This is a genomic window from Megasphaera massiliensis (assembly GCF_000455225.1).
Lineage (GTDB): Bacteria > Bacillota > Negativicutes > Veillonellales > Megasphaeraceae > Megasphaera > Megasphaera massiliensis.
This window is the reverse complement of sequence record NZ_HF954537.1, coordinates 652,886-669,055: the sequence shown is the minus strand read 5'-3', so window position 1 is coordinate 669,055 and position 16,170 is coordinate 652,886. Positions and strand designations below refer to the sequence as shown.

Sequence of the window (16,170 nt, the reverse complement as noted above, 5' to 3'; positions counted from 1 at the left end):
ATAAGGAGGAATTTGTATTATGATTAAGGTAATGACTGTATTCGGCACGCGGCCGGAGGCGATTAAAATGGCACCGGTCGTCAAGGAATTACAGAAACATGCCGACAGCATTCAGACGGTCGTTGCCGTCACGGCCCAGCATCGCCAGATGCTCGACCAGGTCCTGGAGTTGTTCCGGATTACGCCGGATTACGACCTGGACATCATGGCCAAGGGCCAGACCTTATACGATATTACGACGAAGTCGCTCCTGGGTCTCAAGGATGTCCTGGCCAAAGAACAGCCGGATCTGGTCCTCGTTCACGGCGATACGACGACGACCTTTGCCGGGGCCCTGGCGTCCTATTATCAGCAGATCCCCGTCGGCCACGTCGAAGCCGGCCTTCGGACAGGGGATATATATTCGCCGTTCCCGGAAGAAATGAACCGCAAGCTCACCGGGGCCATTGCGGCCATTCATTTTGCCCCGACCTCGACGGCACGGGCCAATCTCGTCCGTGAAAATATAGATCCGTCTCAGATTTACGTAACGGGGAATACCGTCATCGACGCCTTGATGACGACCGTTGCCGGCGACTATGACTTCGGCGACCAATTGAAATCGGTGGACTTCAAGCACCACCGAGTCATCCTCTTGACGACGCACCGTCGGGAAAACCTCGGCGAGCCCATGCGCCATATCTATAAGGCCCTGCGCCGCATCATCGAAGAGATTCCCGATACGGAAATCGTCTTTCCCGTCCACCGCAACCCGAAAGTCCGCAAGGTCGTCGAAGATGAACTGTCCGGCATCGACCGGATCCATCTCATCGATCCCATGGAATATGAACCCTTTGCCAACCTCATGAGCCTCAGCTATCTGGTACTGACCGATTCCGGCGGTATCCAGGAAGAAGCGCCGTCTCTGGGAAAACCGGTTCTGGTCCTGCGCAATACGACGGAACGGCCGGAAGCCGTGGAAGCCGGGACGGTCCGCCTCATCGGCACGCATAAAGACGTCGTCTATGAAGAAACGAAGCGCCTCTTGACCGACAAGGCCGCTTATGACGCCATGAGCAACGCCATAAATCCCTATGGCGACGGCCAGGCATCGCGGCGCATCGTCGAAGCCATTCTCCATGTTTTTGCCGGCAAGGAAGCCGTTCCTGACGACTTCTGCCGTTAAAATAAGCTTCAGTTATATTGAGAATAGTTTTTAGCTATATACTCGCTTTTTCTTTCATTTTGTGTTGATTTTCCTGTTTTTCCGTGCTAAAATAAGCAATAATCGCGGCTAAACGTAGGTTTTCTATGCGCAGCGCGGTTGTGGAAAGACTGCTATCGCCTGAGCAGGAGTGTGTGTGCTATGAGAAAAAAGAATGATTCTCACAGTGACAAAAGGTCTTCTATGAGGCTTTTAGACATCGTTGCCATTGCCGCATCTCTCGGCCTGTCGCTCTTTGTCTGCATCTGCGTCGGCGTCGCCATCGGCCGTTTTATCGATGTCTATACGGGCACATCGCCGTGGGGATTGATCCTCTTTTCCCTGATCGGTGCCGTTTCCGGGTTCTGGACGCTTTACAAAAAAGCCTTGTCCTATGAACGGGATGAATCCCGCCGGAATGGATCGTCATCGAGCCGATGAGAACCGCGGAGGATAGTCTATGGAAGCTTTTTACACCTATGTGAAGGCAACAATTTGCAAACTCATTGGTTTTACATGTATCGTCGCCGCCGTGCTCTTACTGGGCGGGTGGTGGCAGTACATAAGTGGCTGGTGTATCGGCAGCGGCTTGAACATCGTCTATTTTTTCATGCTCAGCAGCCGTTCGGTACGGGCCTTGAAACTGCCGCCCGAGCAGGCGGCGGCATTCATCCGCGGCGGTGCCGTGTTCCGGCTGATTTTCGTCTGCCTGGCCGTCATCGTGATCTTGCAGTTCCCGTCCATTTCACTGGGAGCTGCCGTGGCCGGTATCTTTTCATACCGCGTCCTGATCTTTGCAGATGTGTTGACCGCACGCTTCAGACGGTAAAGGAAAGGAGGTATTGCGTATGGAATTACATGCAGGGCATCATGTGGTCGTTCAGCTTCTGGGTCTGAATGTGAACCTGGATACGCTGATGATGACCTGGCTCGGTGCAGCGCTGGTTATCATCGTCACCGTCTCTGCCACAAGGGGACGTTCCCTCGTCCCGTCGGGCCTGCAGAATGCCATGGAAATGGTCATCGAATCCCTCCTCGATCAGTTCAGGGAAACGTTGGGACCGAAATACGGCCAAGTCGTATCGGTCTTATTGACCATGTTCTTATTCATCCTGTTCGCCAACGAATTGGGCATGATTCCGAATCCGGAAATCCTGGCTTCGCCGACGAATGACTTGAATACGACTGTCGCCCTGGCACTGGTATCTTCTTTTATGGTCCATTTTATGGCCTTGAAGAACCAGGGGTTCAAAAAACATTTCAAGAGCTTCTTTAAACCCTTTGCGCCATTTGTTATCATCAATCTGATGGAAGAAATTACCAAACCCTTAACGTTGGCCTTCCGTCTATTTGGCAATATCCTGGCCGGGGAAATTTTGTTGGAAGTCCTGTACTTCCTCGTGCCTATCGGCATTCCGATCATCTGGCTGGTGTTCAGCCTGGTCATCGGTCTCATTCAGGCATTTATCTTTACGATCCTGACCACGTCTTATCTGGCTCCGTCTTTTGCAGACGACTAATCGTGCCGGATACTGTTTTACACTGAAATTTTCATCTTATTCACAGAAACTAGGAGGTTATTTATTATGGAAAAAGCTATCGTATTGGCATTGTCCGCTTTTGGTGCATGCTTGGGTATTGGTTTGGCAGCTCTCGGCGCTGCTATCGGTGACGGTCATGCCGCATCGAAAATGCTCGAAGGTACGGCTCGTCAGCCTGAAATGGGCGGCAAACTCTTGGTCAACATGCTTATCTCCATCGGCTTGATCGAATCCATGCCGATTATCGCAGCTGTCATCTCCATCGTATTGGTCTTTGCCAATCCGTTCGTCAGCCTGCTTTAATCTGAATGATTCTACTATACAGCCGGGGAGGGAAGTACATTGGTTAGTATTAATGGTACCTTGCTGTTCCAGTTTATCAACTTCTTCGTCTTAGTTGCTATTTTGGCGAAGTTCGCTTACAAACCGCTGCTCAAAGTGCTGGAAGACCGCCGCAATAAGATTGCCTCCGATCTCAGCGATGCCGCGAAAGCTAAAGAAACGGCTGAAAAGATGAGAGCCGATTATGAAGCTCAGATCCGCGATGCCCGTGCAGAAGCGCAGGCCATCGTCGACAAGGCGGTAAAGCAGGCCGATAAAGAAGCACAGGCCCAGCTCGAAGCCATTCGCGATCAGATCGCCCGGGAAAAACAGATTGCCCAGGCTGAAATCGCCAATGAACGGGAAGCGGCTATCCGGGAAATGCGTAAGGAAGTAGTCAATCTGTCGATGGCTGTGGCAGAAAAACTGCTCAAGAAGAATATCGATTCCGATATGAACGCGAAACTCGTAGCCGACTGCATTGACCAGATCCAGACGCAGCGCGTAAAGGGGAACTGATCTTATGATACCCGAAACGATCTACAGCAAATACAGCCAGGCTATGTTTGACATTGCCAGCGAACAGAAGAAGCTTACCGAGTTCGGAACAGAATTAAAAGGCGTACGGGATACGTTTCAGGAAAATCCCGATTTATGGAAATTCCTGAATCATCCCCTCGTACCGCCGCAGTCCAAAAAGGACACATTGAAAAAGATTTTTGGGGACAGCGTGTCGCCGATGGTCATGCAGTTCATGTATGTCATGATCGACCGGCGCCGTGAAGCGGCTTTGGTTTTGGGCATTGACGGGTTTATCGATTTGGCCCGTAAGGCTCAGAACATCGAAGTGGCCAAAATCCGCGTCGTCAAGCCGCTGTCCAAGAAAGAACAGACCAAGCTCGTAGCCAGCCTGGAAGACATGACGGGACAGCAGATAGAACCGCTGTACTACGTCGATCCGTCGCTTATCGGCGGCATGGTCATCCAAATTGGCGATAAATTAATAGACGGCAGCCTTAAGCGGCATCTGCAGGATATGCAGAATAGCCTGCTCCAGGCTGACGCGACGAATGGGGTGACGGACGAATAATGAATATGAAGCCAGAAGAAATTACGGCTATAATCAAGAAACAAATCGAAGATTATAATGTGGAAATGAACGTCGATGACGTCGGTACCGTCTTGGAAGTCGGGGACGGCATTGCCCACATTTACGGTTTGGAAAAAGCCATGTCCGGGGAATTGCTGGAACTGCCGCACGGCGTTTACGGCATGGCCCTGAACTTGGAAGAAGATAACGTCGGCGCCGTACTGCTCGGCGATGACGCCCTCATCAAAGAAGGCGACACCGTCCGTCGTACAGGCCGCGTTATGCGTGTCCCTGTCGGCGAAAACATGATTGGCCGCGTCGTCAATCCCTTAGGGATGGCCATTGACGGCAAAGGGGACATCAAGACGACGGAATCCCGTCTTATCGAAGTCAAGGCCTACGGTATTGCCGACCGCCAGCCGGTCAAGGTACCGCTCCAGACGGGTCTGAAAGCCATCGACTCCATGGTCCCTATCGGCCGTGGCCAGCGTGAACTCATCATCGGCGACCGCGGCACGGGCAAGACGGCCATTGCCATCGATACGATCTTGAATCAGAAGGATACGGGCGTCATCTGTGTCTACGTCGCCATCGGTCAGAAATCGTCGACCGTTGCCCGCGTCGTACGGACCCTTGAAGAACACGGCGCTATGGCCTATACCATCGTCGTTGCCGCAACGGCCTCCGACGGGGCTCCGCTCCAGTATCTTGCTCCGTATTCCGGCGTATCCATTGCCGAATATTTCATGCTCCAGGGCAAAGACTGCCTCTGCGTATACGACGATTTGTCCAAACACGCTCAGGCATACCGTGCCATGAGTTTGCTTCTCCGTCGTCCGCCAGGACGTGAAGCGTATCCCGGCGACGTATTCTACTTACATTCCCGTCTGCTCGAACGGGCGGCTAAACTGTCCGATGAATTGGGCGGCGGCTCGATTACGGCCCTGCCGATCATCGAAACCTTGGCCGGTGACTTGTCGGCCTATATTCCGACCAACGTCATTTCCATTACCGACGGCCAGATCTTCCTCGAAACAGAAGCCTTCAACTCCGGTATCCGTCCGGCTATCAACGTCGGCCTCTCCGTATCCCGTGTCGGCGGTTCGGCTCAGATCAAGGCCATGAAGAGCATTGCCGGTACGCTCCGTTTGAACCTGGCCCAGTACCGCGAATTGGCAGCTTTTGCTCAGTTCGGCTCCGACCTCGATAAGAACACGAAAGCCCAGATCGACGCCGGTGAACGGACGATGCAGCTCCTCATTCAGCCGCAGTATAAGCCGATGGCCGTTGAAGATCAGGTCATGCAGATTTATTTGGCCGTTAAGAAATACCTGATGCCTGTCCAGGTCGATGAAGTTGCAGAATTTGCAGACGGCTTCGTTACCTTCATGCACAGCAACTATCCGGAAGTCGGTGAAAGCATTAAATCGACGAAGGAACTCGGCAAAGATGCAGAAGAAACCCTCAAGAAAGCCATTGCGGAATACCTCAAGCAGTACGGTACTTCTCACGAACTGGTTAAAGAGGAGGAATAAGCTATGCCGAGTGCACGCGAAATAAATCGACGGATAAAATCCGTTACCAATACTCAGCAGATCACCAAGGCCATGAAGATGGTCTCTTCCGTGCGACTGCGCCGTGCACAGGAACGGGCACTGGCTACTGCCCCGTATACCGAAAAAATGGAAGGCATGCTGCGCCGCTTGTCGGCGGCATCCCCCGATTCCGGGAACCCTTTGTTCCAGTCCCGCGATGACGTCAAGAAGACGTGCTATATCATCATCGGGGCTGACAAGGGCCTGGCCGGTGCCTTCAACGCTAACATCAACAAGACCATGGTATCCGTCTTAAAGGATAAGCCGCGCAGTGCGTCGGTCCTTTTCGTCTCCGGCCGCAAACCGGCAGAGTACTTAAAGCACCTGCATATTACGCCGGAAGAAAAATGGTCCGGTTTTTCGGATAAGCCGCAGCTCATCAATGCCCAGGAAATCGCCCATTTGGCGACGCAGAAGTTCCTCGACGGCGAAGTCGATGAAGTCTATGTCATCTATACGCACTTCAAAACGGCCTTGTCCCAGGAAGCAAAAATCGTGAAGATGCTGCCTATTTCTCAGGAAGAACAGGCCGGTGACCAGGGGCCGCGGGAAGAGTACTTGTTTGCTCCCGATGCATCCCAGGTCCTCGATTCTTTGCTGCCCCAGTACTTAGATCTGTTTATCTACAACAGTCTCCTTCAGTCAGCTGCCAGTGAACTCGGTGCCCGCATGACGGCCATGACGTCGGCTACGGACAACGCCGGTGAGCTGATCGAAAAACTGACTGTTACCTACAATAAAGTCCGCCAGGCTGGTATTACCAACGAACTGACGGAAATCGTAAGTGGCGCCAACGCCTTGAAATAAGACGTGATTCTCGTCACGCGCTGCTGTTACAATTCTTGAAAGAGAGGAGAACCTCTTCATGAGCAATAACATTGGGAAAGTAGTCCAGGTCATCGGCCCGGTCGTCGACGTGCGGTTTGCTTCCGAAGCAGACTTGCCGTCCATCTACAACGCCATCCATATCACGGGCGGTGAAGGCGACCAGAAGATCGACCTCATTGTAGAAGCCATGCAGCACTTAGGTGACGACGTCGTCCGCTGCGTTTCCATGGACTCCACAGATGGCCTCGTCCGCGGCATGGCAGCCGAAAATACCGGCGACCCGATCAAGGTCCCTGTCGGCAAAGGCGTCTTAGGCCGTATCTTCAACGTCCTCGGCAATACCGTTGACAAAGTCGACGCCAAGGTCGAAGCCGATGATTACTGGCCGATCCACCGTCCGGTTCCGAAATTCGAAAACCAGGCGACGGAAACAGAAATCTTTGAAACGGGGATCAAAGTCGTCGACCTCATCTGCCCTTATGCTAAGGGTGGTAAGATCGGCCTCTTCGGCGGTGCCGGCGTCGGTAAAACAGTCCTCATCATGGAATTGATTCACAACGTTGCTACGGGCCACGGCGGTTATTCCGTCTTCACCGGTGTCGGTGAACGTACCCGTGAAGGCAATGACCTTTGGAACGAAATGAAGGAATCCGGCGTTATCGACAAGACGGCCCTCGTCTACGGTCAGATGAATGAACCGCCAGGAGCCCGTATGCGCGTCGGCCTGACCGGTCTTACCATGGCCGAATACTTCCGCGATAAGGAACACAAGGACGTCTTGTTGTTCATCGACAACATCTTCCGTTTCATCCAGGCAGGTTCCGAAGTTTCGGCCCTTCTCGGCCGTATTCCGTCTGCCGTCGGTTACCAGCCGACCCTGGGTACCGACGTCGGCGCCCTGCAGGAACGCATTACGTCGACCAAAGACGGTTCTATCACGTCCGTCCAGGCCGTTTACGTCCCTGCCGACGACCTCACGGACCCGGCTCCGGCTGCTACCTTCGCGCACCTCGATGCGACGACGGTTCTGTCCCGTCAGATCGCCGAACTCGGGATTTACCCGGCCGTCGATCCTTTGGACTCCACGTCTCGTATCCTCGACCCGAACATCATCGGCGACGATCACTACAATACGGCCCGTGCCGTACAGGAAATCCTCCAGAAGTACAACGACCTGCAGGATATCATCGCCATCTTGGGTATCGACGAACTGTCAGAAGAAGATAAGCTGACCGTTGCCCGTGCCCGTAAAGTACAGCGTTTCCTCAGCCAGCCTTTCGCCGTTGCTGAACAGTTTACCGGTCAGGAAGGCCGTTACGTCCCGCTGAAAGAAACGATCGAAGGCTTCAAAGAAATCTTGTCCGGTAAATGTGACGACATGCCTGAACAGGCATTCTACATGGTCGGCAATATTGAAGAAGCCTATGAAAAGGCCAAGACGCTGAAAGGGGAATAGTCTATGGCAGAAGCAGGAAAGACACTCCATTTGGAAGTCATAACGCCCGATGCTGCCGTACTCCATGAAGACGTGGATTTCATCCTCGTCCGTGCCTTAGACGGCGATTTGGGCATCATGCCCAACCATGCGCCGCTCATCGCCTCCCTGTCGATTTGGCCCTTATGCTATGACAAGGACGGAAGCCGCGGCTGCGTCACCGTTGCCGGAGGCTTCCTCGAAGTCCATGGCAATACGGTCACGGTCATTACGCCGGCTTCGGAAAAGCCGGAAGACATCGACTTAGAGCGAGCCATCGAATCGGAAAAGCGTGCCGAAGCCTTATTGGCGAAACACGCTGCCGATCTCGACGAAACCCGTGCCCAAGCGTCCCTGCAGCGTGCTCTGCGCCGCATCGACGTAGCCCGCAAATACGGCAAGCAATAGGATTACCCGATTGAAAAGGATTGTCTCCTAAAGGTTTTATGCCTTTAGCGACAATCCTTTTTTGATGGGGGAAAAGATTGACTTTTACCCTTAAGTTTGCTATGATAAGGAACGTACAATTACATAGGCGATGCAAGAGAACAAGTACGTATCTTATCAGCGAGGCCGGGACAGTGTGAGCCGGCTGCCGATGCGGAAGGCGCTCTGAAGGCCGCGGCCGGAAGTCAGTCGATGTGTATGGCCGGTAAATCAAGCGGGTCTTTTGGACCAATCAGGGTGGAACCGCGGGTACGTATACTCGTCCCTGTAACATACTTATCTATGTTACAGGGACTTTTTTGCATGTAGGAGGGAATACGATGAATTTTCAAGACATGATATTCGCATTGAAGAACTTCTGGTCTTCTCAGGGCTGTATCATCTACGAACCGTATGATGTAGAAAAAGGGGCAGGGACCATGAACCCGGCGACGTTCCTCAGAACGCTCGGCCCGGAACCGTGGCACGTAGCTTATGTTGAACCGTCGCGCCGCCCGGCAGACGGCCGCTACGGCGACAATCCGAACCGCCTTTATCAGCACCATCAGTTCCAGGTCATCTGCAAACCGTCGCCGGACAACATTCAGGAACTCTATTTAAAGAGTTTGGAAACCTTGGGCATCAACCCGGCTGAACACGACATCCGCTTCGTCGAAGACAACTGGGAATCGCCGACCCTCGGCGCCTGGGGCCTTGGCTGGGAAGTCTGGCTCGACGGCATGGAAGTCACGCAGTTTACCTACTTCCAGCAAGTCGGCGGCATCGACGTCGCTCCCGTATCGTCGGAAATCACATACGGCATGGAACGACTGGCCATGTATATCCAGGGCGTAGAAAACGTCTATGACCTCCAGTGGAACGAAACGGCCACTTACGGTGACATCTTCCATCAGAACGAAGTCGAACAGTCGACGTATGCCTTTGAACTGAGCAACGCCGACCTCTTGTTCCACCTCTTCGATGAATATGAAAAAGAAGCCATGCGGGTCATCAAAGCCGGCTTCGTCCTTCCGGCCTACGACTACGTATTGAAATGCTCGCACACGTTCAACCTCCTCGATGCCCGCGGCGCCATCAGCGTCAGCGAACGAGCTGCCTTCATCGGCCGCGTCCGCAGTATGGCCCGGGCCTGCGCTAAGGCATACCTGGAACAGCGTGAAAAATTAGGATTCCCAATGCTTTCCAAGGAGGAAAAATAAGATGAGCAAAGATTTGTTACTTGAAATCGGTACCGAAGAAATCCCGGCTCATTATATGCCGAGTATCCTCGGCCAGGTCAAAGACTTGGCTGAAAAATCGTTTGGCGAAGCCAATATCGCTTATGAATCGGTCCGCACCTTGGGCACGCCGCGCCGCATCGCCTTGCTGATGAAAGGTGTCGCTGAAAAACAGGCTGACGTCTCGGCCAAACACAAGGGCCCGTCGGTCTCTATCGCCTATGACGGCGACGGCAAGCCGACCAAGGCTGCCATGGGCTTTGCCCGCGGTCAGAAGATTGCCGTCGAAGACTTGACCGTTGAAGACGGTTACGTCTACGCCAACGTCACCAGCGTCGGTGCTGAAACGAAGGGCCTTTTGCCGGACCTCATGAAGGGCATCGTAACGGGCCTCAACTTCCCCAAGAGCATGCACTGGGGGAGCCTCGACTTCCACTTCGTCCGGCCTATCCGCTGGTTCGTGGCCCTCTTTGATACGGACGTCATTCCCTTTGAATTGGCCAACGTTTCGTCGGGAAAGGTCAGCCGCGGTCATCGCTTCCTCGGCACGGGCGATTTTACCATCGAAAATCCGGCCTCTTATGAAGCCGTCTGCGAAGAACACTTCCTCATCGTCGACCCGGAAAAACGCCGTCAGCTCATCCTCGACGGCCTTCAGAAACTGGCTGACGAAAAGGGAGGGACGGTCATCATGGACGACGACCTCTTAGAAGAAGTCGTTTACCTCGTCGAATATCCGACGGCCCTCTGTGGTGAATTCGATAAAGATTATTTGAAAGCTCCCTGAAGCGGCCATCATTACGCCCATGAAGGACCACCAGCGCTATTTCCCCATGCGTGATGGAGAAGGCAAGCTCATGAACCTCTTCTTGACCGTCCGCAACGGCAATGACTACCATTTGGAAACGGTTCAGCACGGCAACGAACGCGTCCTTCGTGCCCGCCTCGACGACGCCAAGTTCTTCTTTGAAGAAGATAAGAAACATAAATTAGTCGATTACACGGAAAAATTGAAGAAAATCGTCTTCCAGGACGGCCTCGGTACCCTCCACGACAAGGCTCAGCGCCTGGCACAGATCACGGTATTCCTCAATCAGAAACTCGATCTCGGCCTCGACGACGCCAAACTCCAACGGGCTTCTGAACTGGCCAAAGCCGACCTTGCCACCCAGATGGTCATGGAATTTACGGAACTCCAGGGCGTCATGGGTAAGGAATACGCCCTCATCGACGGGGAAGACGAAGGCGTTGCCGAAGCCATCAACGAACAGTATCAGCCGCGCTTTGCCGGCGACGAACTGCCGGCGACCGACATGGGCCGAATCCTCGGCATTGCCGATAAATTCGATACCATTACGGGCATGTTCAGTCGCGGTTTCATTCCGACGGGCTCCCAGGACCCCTTTGCCCTGCGCCGCCAGACCATCGGCATCTTGAACATCGTCATGGATGCCGGTTGGAATATCAACTGCCATGAAGTCTTTGCCTTCATCTTAAACCTCCTCGGCGTAACCGGTGAAGATGCCGCTTCTGTCATGGGTCAACTCGACGATTACTTTACCCTGCGCTTAAAGAACATCTTCCAGGACAAGGGCATGGATTACCATATCATCGACTGCGTCCTCAGTTCCGATACGCTCAATGCCAATGAAGCGGCTCGCCGCGCTCAGGCCCTCATCGATGCCGATATCATGAGCAAGACCGATCTTCTTCAGGCCTTCACCCGGGTCAGCAATATGATCAAAGGCGCCGATGATACCGACGTCGATCCCGACCTCTTTGAAACCGACGAAGAACGGGCCCTCTACAGCGCCTGCCAGGCTATGCAGGTCAACTTGTCCCAGCAGTACGCCGTCTATGACTACCAGAGCGTAGCCAATACCTTGTCCGAAGGCATTGCCGTCATCAACGAATTCTTGGACAACGTCCTGGTCATGCATAAGGATGAAGCCGTCAAAGAAAACCGACTCCATCTTTTGGCCTTGACGTACAGCCTTATTCAGCCGCTGGGCGATATCAAAAAATTATCGTAAGCCGCCTTTCTTGTGCAGCTAATTTTGAATATGGTATAATAGATGACAGATGCAGCCTGCCTGCATCTGTTATTTATTTGAAAGCCCTCTTTTCGCAAGTTCCATCGCATCAGAAAATAAAGGAGTGATATCCATGAAATTAAAGAACGTTGCCCTCTTAGTCGCTGCCTTGACCTGTATCGCAGGCTCGACGGCACTGGCTGCTGAAAAAGTCAACATCAAAAGCTCCAATGCCGACAGTTATGACGTCGTTCAGGTCATGACGACGAAGGATAAGGACTACTATCAGTATTACAACAGCGCCTATCAGTATGCCGTCGACATCCCGCGCAGCGCGACGGCCGCCGATATGACGACCGATGGGGACGGGGCTTACTTCCAGGACCCGAAGGACGATGCCGTTTTCCGGACCTATGCCGCCAAGAATACCATGGGTTTTTCCATCGATGAATTGTATAACATGGCTATCGGCATGAACGAATCGCCGGAATTGACGACCAACATCAAGACCAAGGACAGCTACGCCATCGGCTGGACCGACGGCAAGACGTCTTACTATCACGAACTTTACATCAACGACAAGAACAAGACCTATGTGGCCTTTACCGTAACCTATCCGACGGACAAGCGGGATAAGTACCAGGCTATCATCTCCCACATGTCCCGTACCTTCCTGCCGAACGTCCGGATGTAGGCCTCAGGTTTCTTCGTATTTGCGATTTTGCGAGAAAAAAGGCTTTACACAAAGGATTTTTTATGATATAATTCCTTTGTTATTTTAGGCAGTCCGCTGCCCGATATGATCGGTATCATATGACGATTGCTGCGTACCATGGCGGCAACGGGGTAAGAATGTCTTATAGGAGGAAAAAGAGCAATGAACATTATCAGCGTACTTGAACAGGAACAGCTTCGTGACGATATCCCGGCATTCCGCCCTGGGGATACTGTCAAAGTTCACGTAAAGGTTGTCGAAGGCAATCGTGAACGTATCCAGATCTTTGAAGGTGTCGTTATCGGCCGTCAGAACGGCGGTGTCCGCGAAACTTTCACTGTCCGCCGCATTTCCTATGGCGTCGGTGTTGAACGTACTTTCTTAGTACATTCGCCGCGTCTGGCTAAAATCGAAGTCGTTCGCCACGGTATCGTTCGCCGTGCAAAACTGCACTATCTCCGCGGTCTTACCGGCAAAGCTGCCCGTATCCGCGAACGCCGATAAGCTATTGGCAAGAACACTTGAAAAAAGGTCTGTCGCAACTGCGACGGGCCTTTTTTTGTGCCCTTAGGGGAGTTGACAGCGCCTGTCACGGAGAAGTACGAGTTTATTGTTAACCCATTACCGTGAAATAATTGGTTGACTAGAGGCCTTTCAGCGCGTATAATAATCCCATAGTCACTAATAGAAAGAGGGGCATTGGTTAACAATGAATACAATCGCAGGTTTAACGGAACGAATTTTACAAGGCTATCGCATCAAACGGGGTGACGATCTGAGCCTTTTTTTGACGGCACCGCTGGCTGAACTGCAAGAAGGGGCCGGCGTACTGCAGCGCCATTTCTGCGGCAATCATGTCGACTTCTGTACGATTATCAACGGCCGCAGCGGCCGCTGCAGCGAAGACTGTAAATACTGTGCGCAATCGGCCTGTCATCATACGGGCTGTGACGAATACGATTTCCTTCCCAAAGAAGAAATCATGGCCAATGCCAAGGCCAATCAGGACGCCGGAGCCAACCGCTTTGCCATCGTTACCTCCGGCCGGGCCTTGTCGGGGAAGGATTTTGAAAAAGCCCTCGACACCTATCGGGCGATGAAGGGGGAACTCCACATCGGTCTCTGCGCCTCCCACGGCTTGCTTTCGAGAGCGCAGCTCCACGCTCTTCGCCAAACGGGCGTTACCAGCTACCATCACAACATCGAAACGTCGCGGCGATTCTTCCCGGAGATCTGCACGACCCATACGTATGACGACCGCATCCGGACCATCAAAGACGCCCAGGCCGAAGGACTCTGCGTCTGTTCCGGCGGCATCATCGGCATGGGCGAAACTTGGGAAGACCGCCTCGATATGGCCCTTAGCCTCTCCGAACTCGGCATCGAATCGATCCCCATCAACGCCTTGATGCCCATTCCCGGCACGCCTTTTGAAGGTAGGAAAGAGCTCTCCGGCGACGATATCCTGCGGACCATTGCCTTCTTCCGCTTCATCAATCCCGAAGCCAATATCCGCCTGGCTGCCGGCCGGAAACTTTTGCCTGAAAACGGGGCTACGGCCCTTCTTTGCGGTGCCTCGGCGTCGATTACGGGCAATATGCTGACCACGTCGGGTTCGACCATCGTCGAAGACATGGCCATGATCAAGCGCCTGGGCCTGACCAATGACGCTGCTGAAGAAGGCGGCAACTGTGGCACGACCTGCGCTTCGTAAAAAAGCTGTGAGGGCCCTTAGAGAGCTTTCGGCTGACGATACAAGAGATTTGCCTTGGGCAGGTCTCTTTTTTTATAAGGTCCTACAAAGTGGGACCTAAATAGACCCCGTAGGGACACTCCGTTTTTTTTATTCCCCTTGGAAAAGGGCCGCGACGATTGGCAGAATGACGGGCTCGAGCACGTCCTCGGCAATCGTGGAGAGGGTTCTTCTTTTTTGACTGTCCCGCTCTATTTATAGTAATATGAAGAAAAAGTACGGCTTTTTTTGTGTCAACAGGAAAGAAGTATGATAAAATAGGAAGGTACATATGCAGAATAGACTACTTGGAGGAGGTGTGCCGATCATGATGAAGCGGAATATCGTCCTCGTCGGGATGATGGGGAGCGGTAAGAGTCATATTGGCCGTAAGCTGGCGCAACGCCTCAATTGGCAGTTTGTCGACACGGATAGGCGTATCGAGCGGGCCGTAGGCATGACGATTGCCGATTTCTTTGCCAGCCATGGAGAACAGGCGTTTCGAGAGCGGGAGCTCAATATCTTACAGCAAGTCAGCCGGTATCATGAAGCGGTAATTTCTTTTGGCGGCAACTTTCCCATGAATGTCGATACGTATCGTATCTTGCATCGTCATGGCTTTATCGTTGCCCTCTTATCCGAGCCGTTTCGCGTCGAGGAAAGAGTCAGCCGCCACATTGGAAAGCGGCCGACCGTGGACTACGACAATCTTCATGATTTTGTCCATACTATGATGAAACAGTGGGAAGAGATCTATCCGTACTGCGACGGCGTCGTCGATACGACACGCGGGGGAGCGTCACAGATCGTCGAATCCATTGTCCATAAAATCAATGAAAGGCATGTGCAGTTTATTGCCAGGGAAAAGAAGGAGACTGATGTAAAATGATCAACAAAATCGGAGTATTGACCAGCGGCGGGGATGCGCCGGGAATGAATGCGGCCATCCGCGGGGTCACGCGGTATGCTATTCAGCGCGGCCTGACCGTCGAAGGGATTATTCGCGGTTATGAAGGTTTACTGCGTCATGAAACGCGTCCCTTGGGTCGACGCGATGTCGGCGCGATCATTCATCACGGGGGGACTGTACTTCGGACAGCCCGCTGCTTGGAATTCAAAGAAAAAGAAACGCAGCAGAAAGCTGCTGAATATTTACGGGAACAGGAAATCGACGCCTTAGTCGTCATCGGCGGTGACGGTTCCATGCGCGGTGCCGAAGCCTTGGCCGGCTTTGGTTTTCCGACGGTTACCATTCCCGGGACCATCGACAACGATATGGTCGGGACCCAGTATACCTTAGGTTTCGACACGGCCGTCAATACGGTCCTCGAATCGGTCAATAAGATCCGTGATACGGCCTTTTCCCACGACCGCGTCGCCGTCATTGAAGTCATGGGCCGCGAAGCCGGCTTCATCGCCCTTAACGCCGGCATGGCCTCCGGTGCCGAAGCCGTCTTGATTCCGGAACATAAAGTCGACCTGGCGGCGCTCTGCGAGCATTTGGAAGAATCGCACCGCATGAAGAAGCTGAGCAGCATCGTCATCGTCGCCGAAGGGGCTGCTAAAGGCTCTGACGTCGTCGACTATATCAAGGAACATACGTATCTGTCTCCGAACCTGACCGTCCTCGGCTACGTACAGCGCGGCGGGGCTCCGTCGGCTTACGATGCCATCATGGCCGGCCGCTTTGCCCAGAAAGCTGTCGACAGCCTCTTAGACGGCACTTATAACAGTGTCATCGGCCTCATCGATAACAAGGTCGTTGCCACGCCCTATGAAGAAGCCGCCAAGCTTCGCTATCCCATTGACGAAAACCTCTTTGAACTGGTTCATTTCTTAGGCCGATAGATATCTTCTCACAGCGGCTGCCCGTCGGCTTTTGCCGCTGTGCCTGCAAATAGGGGAATACATAAGGGAGCCTTCCTTTATGCATTCCTTTTTTTGTCGTTTTCTGTCAAATACGGGCAAAAAAGCGGCAGGAGATGAAGAAAATT

17 protein-coding genes and 1 pseudogene are annotated in these 16,170 nt (G+C 53.0%); all 18 read left to right on the top strand.

Annotated features, from left to right (window positions below; genetic code table 11):
- Positions 1–19: 19 nt before the first annotated feature.
- A complete protein-coding gene (gene wecB / locus TX77_RS06525) occupies positions 20–1,165 on the top strand; it encodes a non-hydrolyzing UDP-N-acetylglucosamine 2-epimerase (protein WP_044503970.1) in 1,146 nt (381 codons plus the stop codon).
- A 180-nt stretch (positions 1,166–1,345) separates the two neighbouring features.
- Positions 1,346–1,624: an AtpZ/AtpI family protein gene (locus TX77_RS06520; RefSeq protein ID WP_044503969.1), complete on the top strand. Its 279-nt coding sequence runs from the start codon at positions 1,346–1,348 to the stop codon at positions 1,622–1,624.
- Between the two features lie 19 nt (positions 1,625–1,643).
- On the top strand, positions 1,644–2,012 hold the full coding sequence (locus TX77_RS06515; protein WP_044503968.1) for an ATP synthase subunit I: 369 nt from the start codon (positions 1,644–1,646) through the stop codon (positions 2,010–2,012).
- 19 nt (positions 2,013–2,031) lie between these two features.
- The gene (gene atpB / locus TX77_RS06510) at positions 2,032–2,703 is read left to right on the top strand and encodes a F0F1 ATP synthase subunit A (protein WP_044503967.1); all 672 of its coding nucleotides are present in this window, start codon (positions 2,032–2,034) and stop codon (positions 2,701–2,703) included.
- Positions 2,704–2,769: 66 nt separating this feature from the next.
- Positions 2,770–3,027, top strand: coding sequence for a F0F1 ATP synthase subunit C (gene atpE, locus TX77_RS06505; RefSeq protein ID WP_044503966.1), 258 nt, complete (start codon positions 2,770–2,772; stop codon positions 3,025–3,027).
- Positions 3,028–3,066: 39 nt separating this feature from the next.
- The gene (atpF, locus tag TX77_RS06500) at positions 3,067–3,564 is read left to right on the top strand and encodes a F0F1 ATP synthase subunit B (protein WP_044503965.1); all 498 of its coding nucleotides are present in this window, start codon (positions 3,067–3,069) and stop codon (positions 3,562–3,564) included.
- 4 nt (positions 3,565–3,568) lie between these two features.
- Positions 3,569–4,135: a F0F1 ATP synthase subunit delta gene (locus TX77_RS06495; protein WP_044503964.1), complete on the top strand. Its 567-nt coding sequence runs from the start codon at positions 3,569–3,571 to the stop codon at positions 4,133–4,135.
- Complete coding sequence (gene atpA, locus TX77_RS06490) at positions 4,135–5,670, top strand: F0F1 ATP synthase subunit alpha (protein WP_044503963.1); 1,536 nt, start codon at positions 4,135–4,137, stop codon at positions 5,668–5,670. Before TX77_RS06495 ends, atpA begins: the two co-directional genes overlap by 1 nt.
- Before the next feature lie 3 nt (positions 5,671–5,673).
- A complete protein-coding gene (atpG, locus tag TX77_RS06485; protein WP_044503962.1) occupies positions 5,674–6,537 on the top strand; it encodes an ATP synthase F1 subunit gamma in 864 nt (287 codons plus the stop codon).
- A 58-nt stretch (positions 6,538–6,595) separates the two neighbouring features.
- Positions 6,596–8,014 carry a F0F1 ATP synthase subunit beta gene (gene atpD / locus TX77_RS06480; RefSeq protein WP_044503961.1) on the top strand — a complete coding sequence of 473 codons (1,419 nt, stop codon included), beginning with the start codon at positions 6,596–6,598 and terminating at the stop codon, positions 8,012–8,014.
- A 3-nt stretch (positions 8,015–8,017) separates the two neighbouring features.
- The gene (locus TX77_RS06475; protein WP_044503960.1) at positions 8,018–8,440 is read left to right on the top strand and encodes a F0F1 ATP synthase subunit epsilon; all 423 of its coding nucleotides are present in this window, start codon (positions 8,018–8,020) and stop codon (positions 8,438–8,440) included.
- Between the two features lie 359 nt (positions 8,441–8,799).
- Positions 8,800–9,678, top strand: coding sequence for a glycine--tRNA ligase subunit alpha (glyQ, locus tag TX77_RS06470; protein WP_044503959.1), 879 nt, complete (start codon positions 8,800–8,802; stop codon positions 9,676–9,678).
- Position 9,679: 1 nt separating this feature from the next.
- Positions 9,680–11,729: pseudogene (gene glyS / locus TX77_RS06465) on the top strand (glycine--tRNA ligase subunit beta).
- A 133-nt stretch (positions 11,730–11,862) separates the two neighbouring features.
- Positions 11,863–12,423 (top strand): hypothetical protein, encoded by a 561-nt coding sequence (locus TX77_RS06460; RefSeq protein ID WP_044503958.1) that lies wholly within the window; start codon positions 11,863–11,865, stop codon positions 12,421–12,423.
- Between the two features lie 183 nt (positions 12,424–12,606).
- The gene (gene rplS, locus TX77_RS06455; RefSeq protein WP_044503957.1) at positions 12,607–12,948 is read left to right on the top strand and encodes a 50S ribosomal protein L19; all 342 of its coding nucleotides are present in this window, start codon (positions 12,607–12,609) and stop codon (positions 12,946–12,948) included.
- 205 nt (positions 12,949–13,153) lie between these two features.
- Entirely contained in the window at positions 13,154–14,158 is a 1,005-nt protein-coding gene (gene bioB / locus TX77_RS06450; protein WP_044503956.1) for a biotin synthase BioB, read from the top strand.
- A 346-nt stretch (positions 14,159–14,504) separates the two neighbouring features.
- A complete protein-coding gene (locus TX77_RS06445; protein WP_081651710.1) occupies positions 14,505–15,065 on the top strand; it encodes a shikimate kinase in 561 nt (186 codons plus the stop codon).
- Positions 15,062–16,024, top strand: a complete 963-nt coding sequence (gene pfkA, locus TX77_RS06440; RefSeq protein ID WP_044503955.1) for a 6-phosphofructokinase — start codon at positions 15,062–15,064, stop codon at positions 16,022–16,024. The genes TX77_RS06445 and pfkA overlap by 4 nt, the downstream gene beginning before the upstream one ends.
- Positions 16,025–16,170 lie beyond the last annotated feature (146 nt).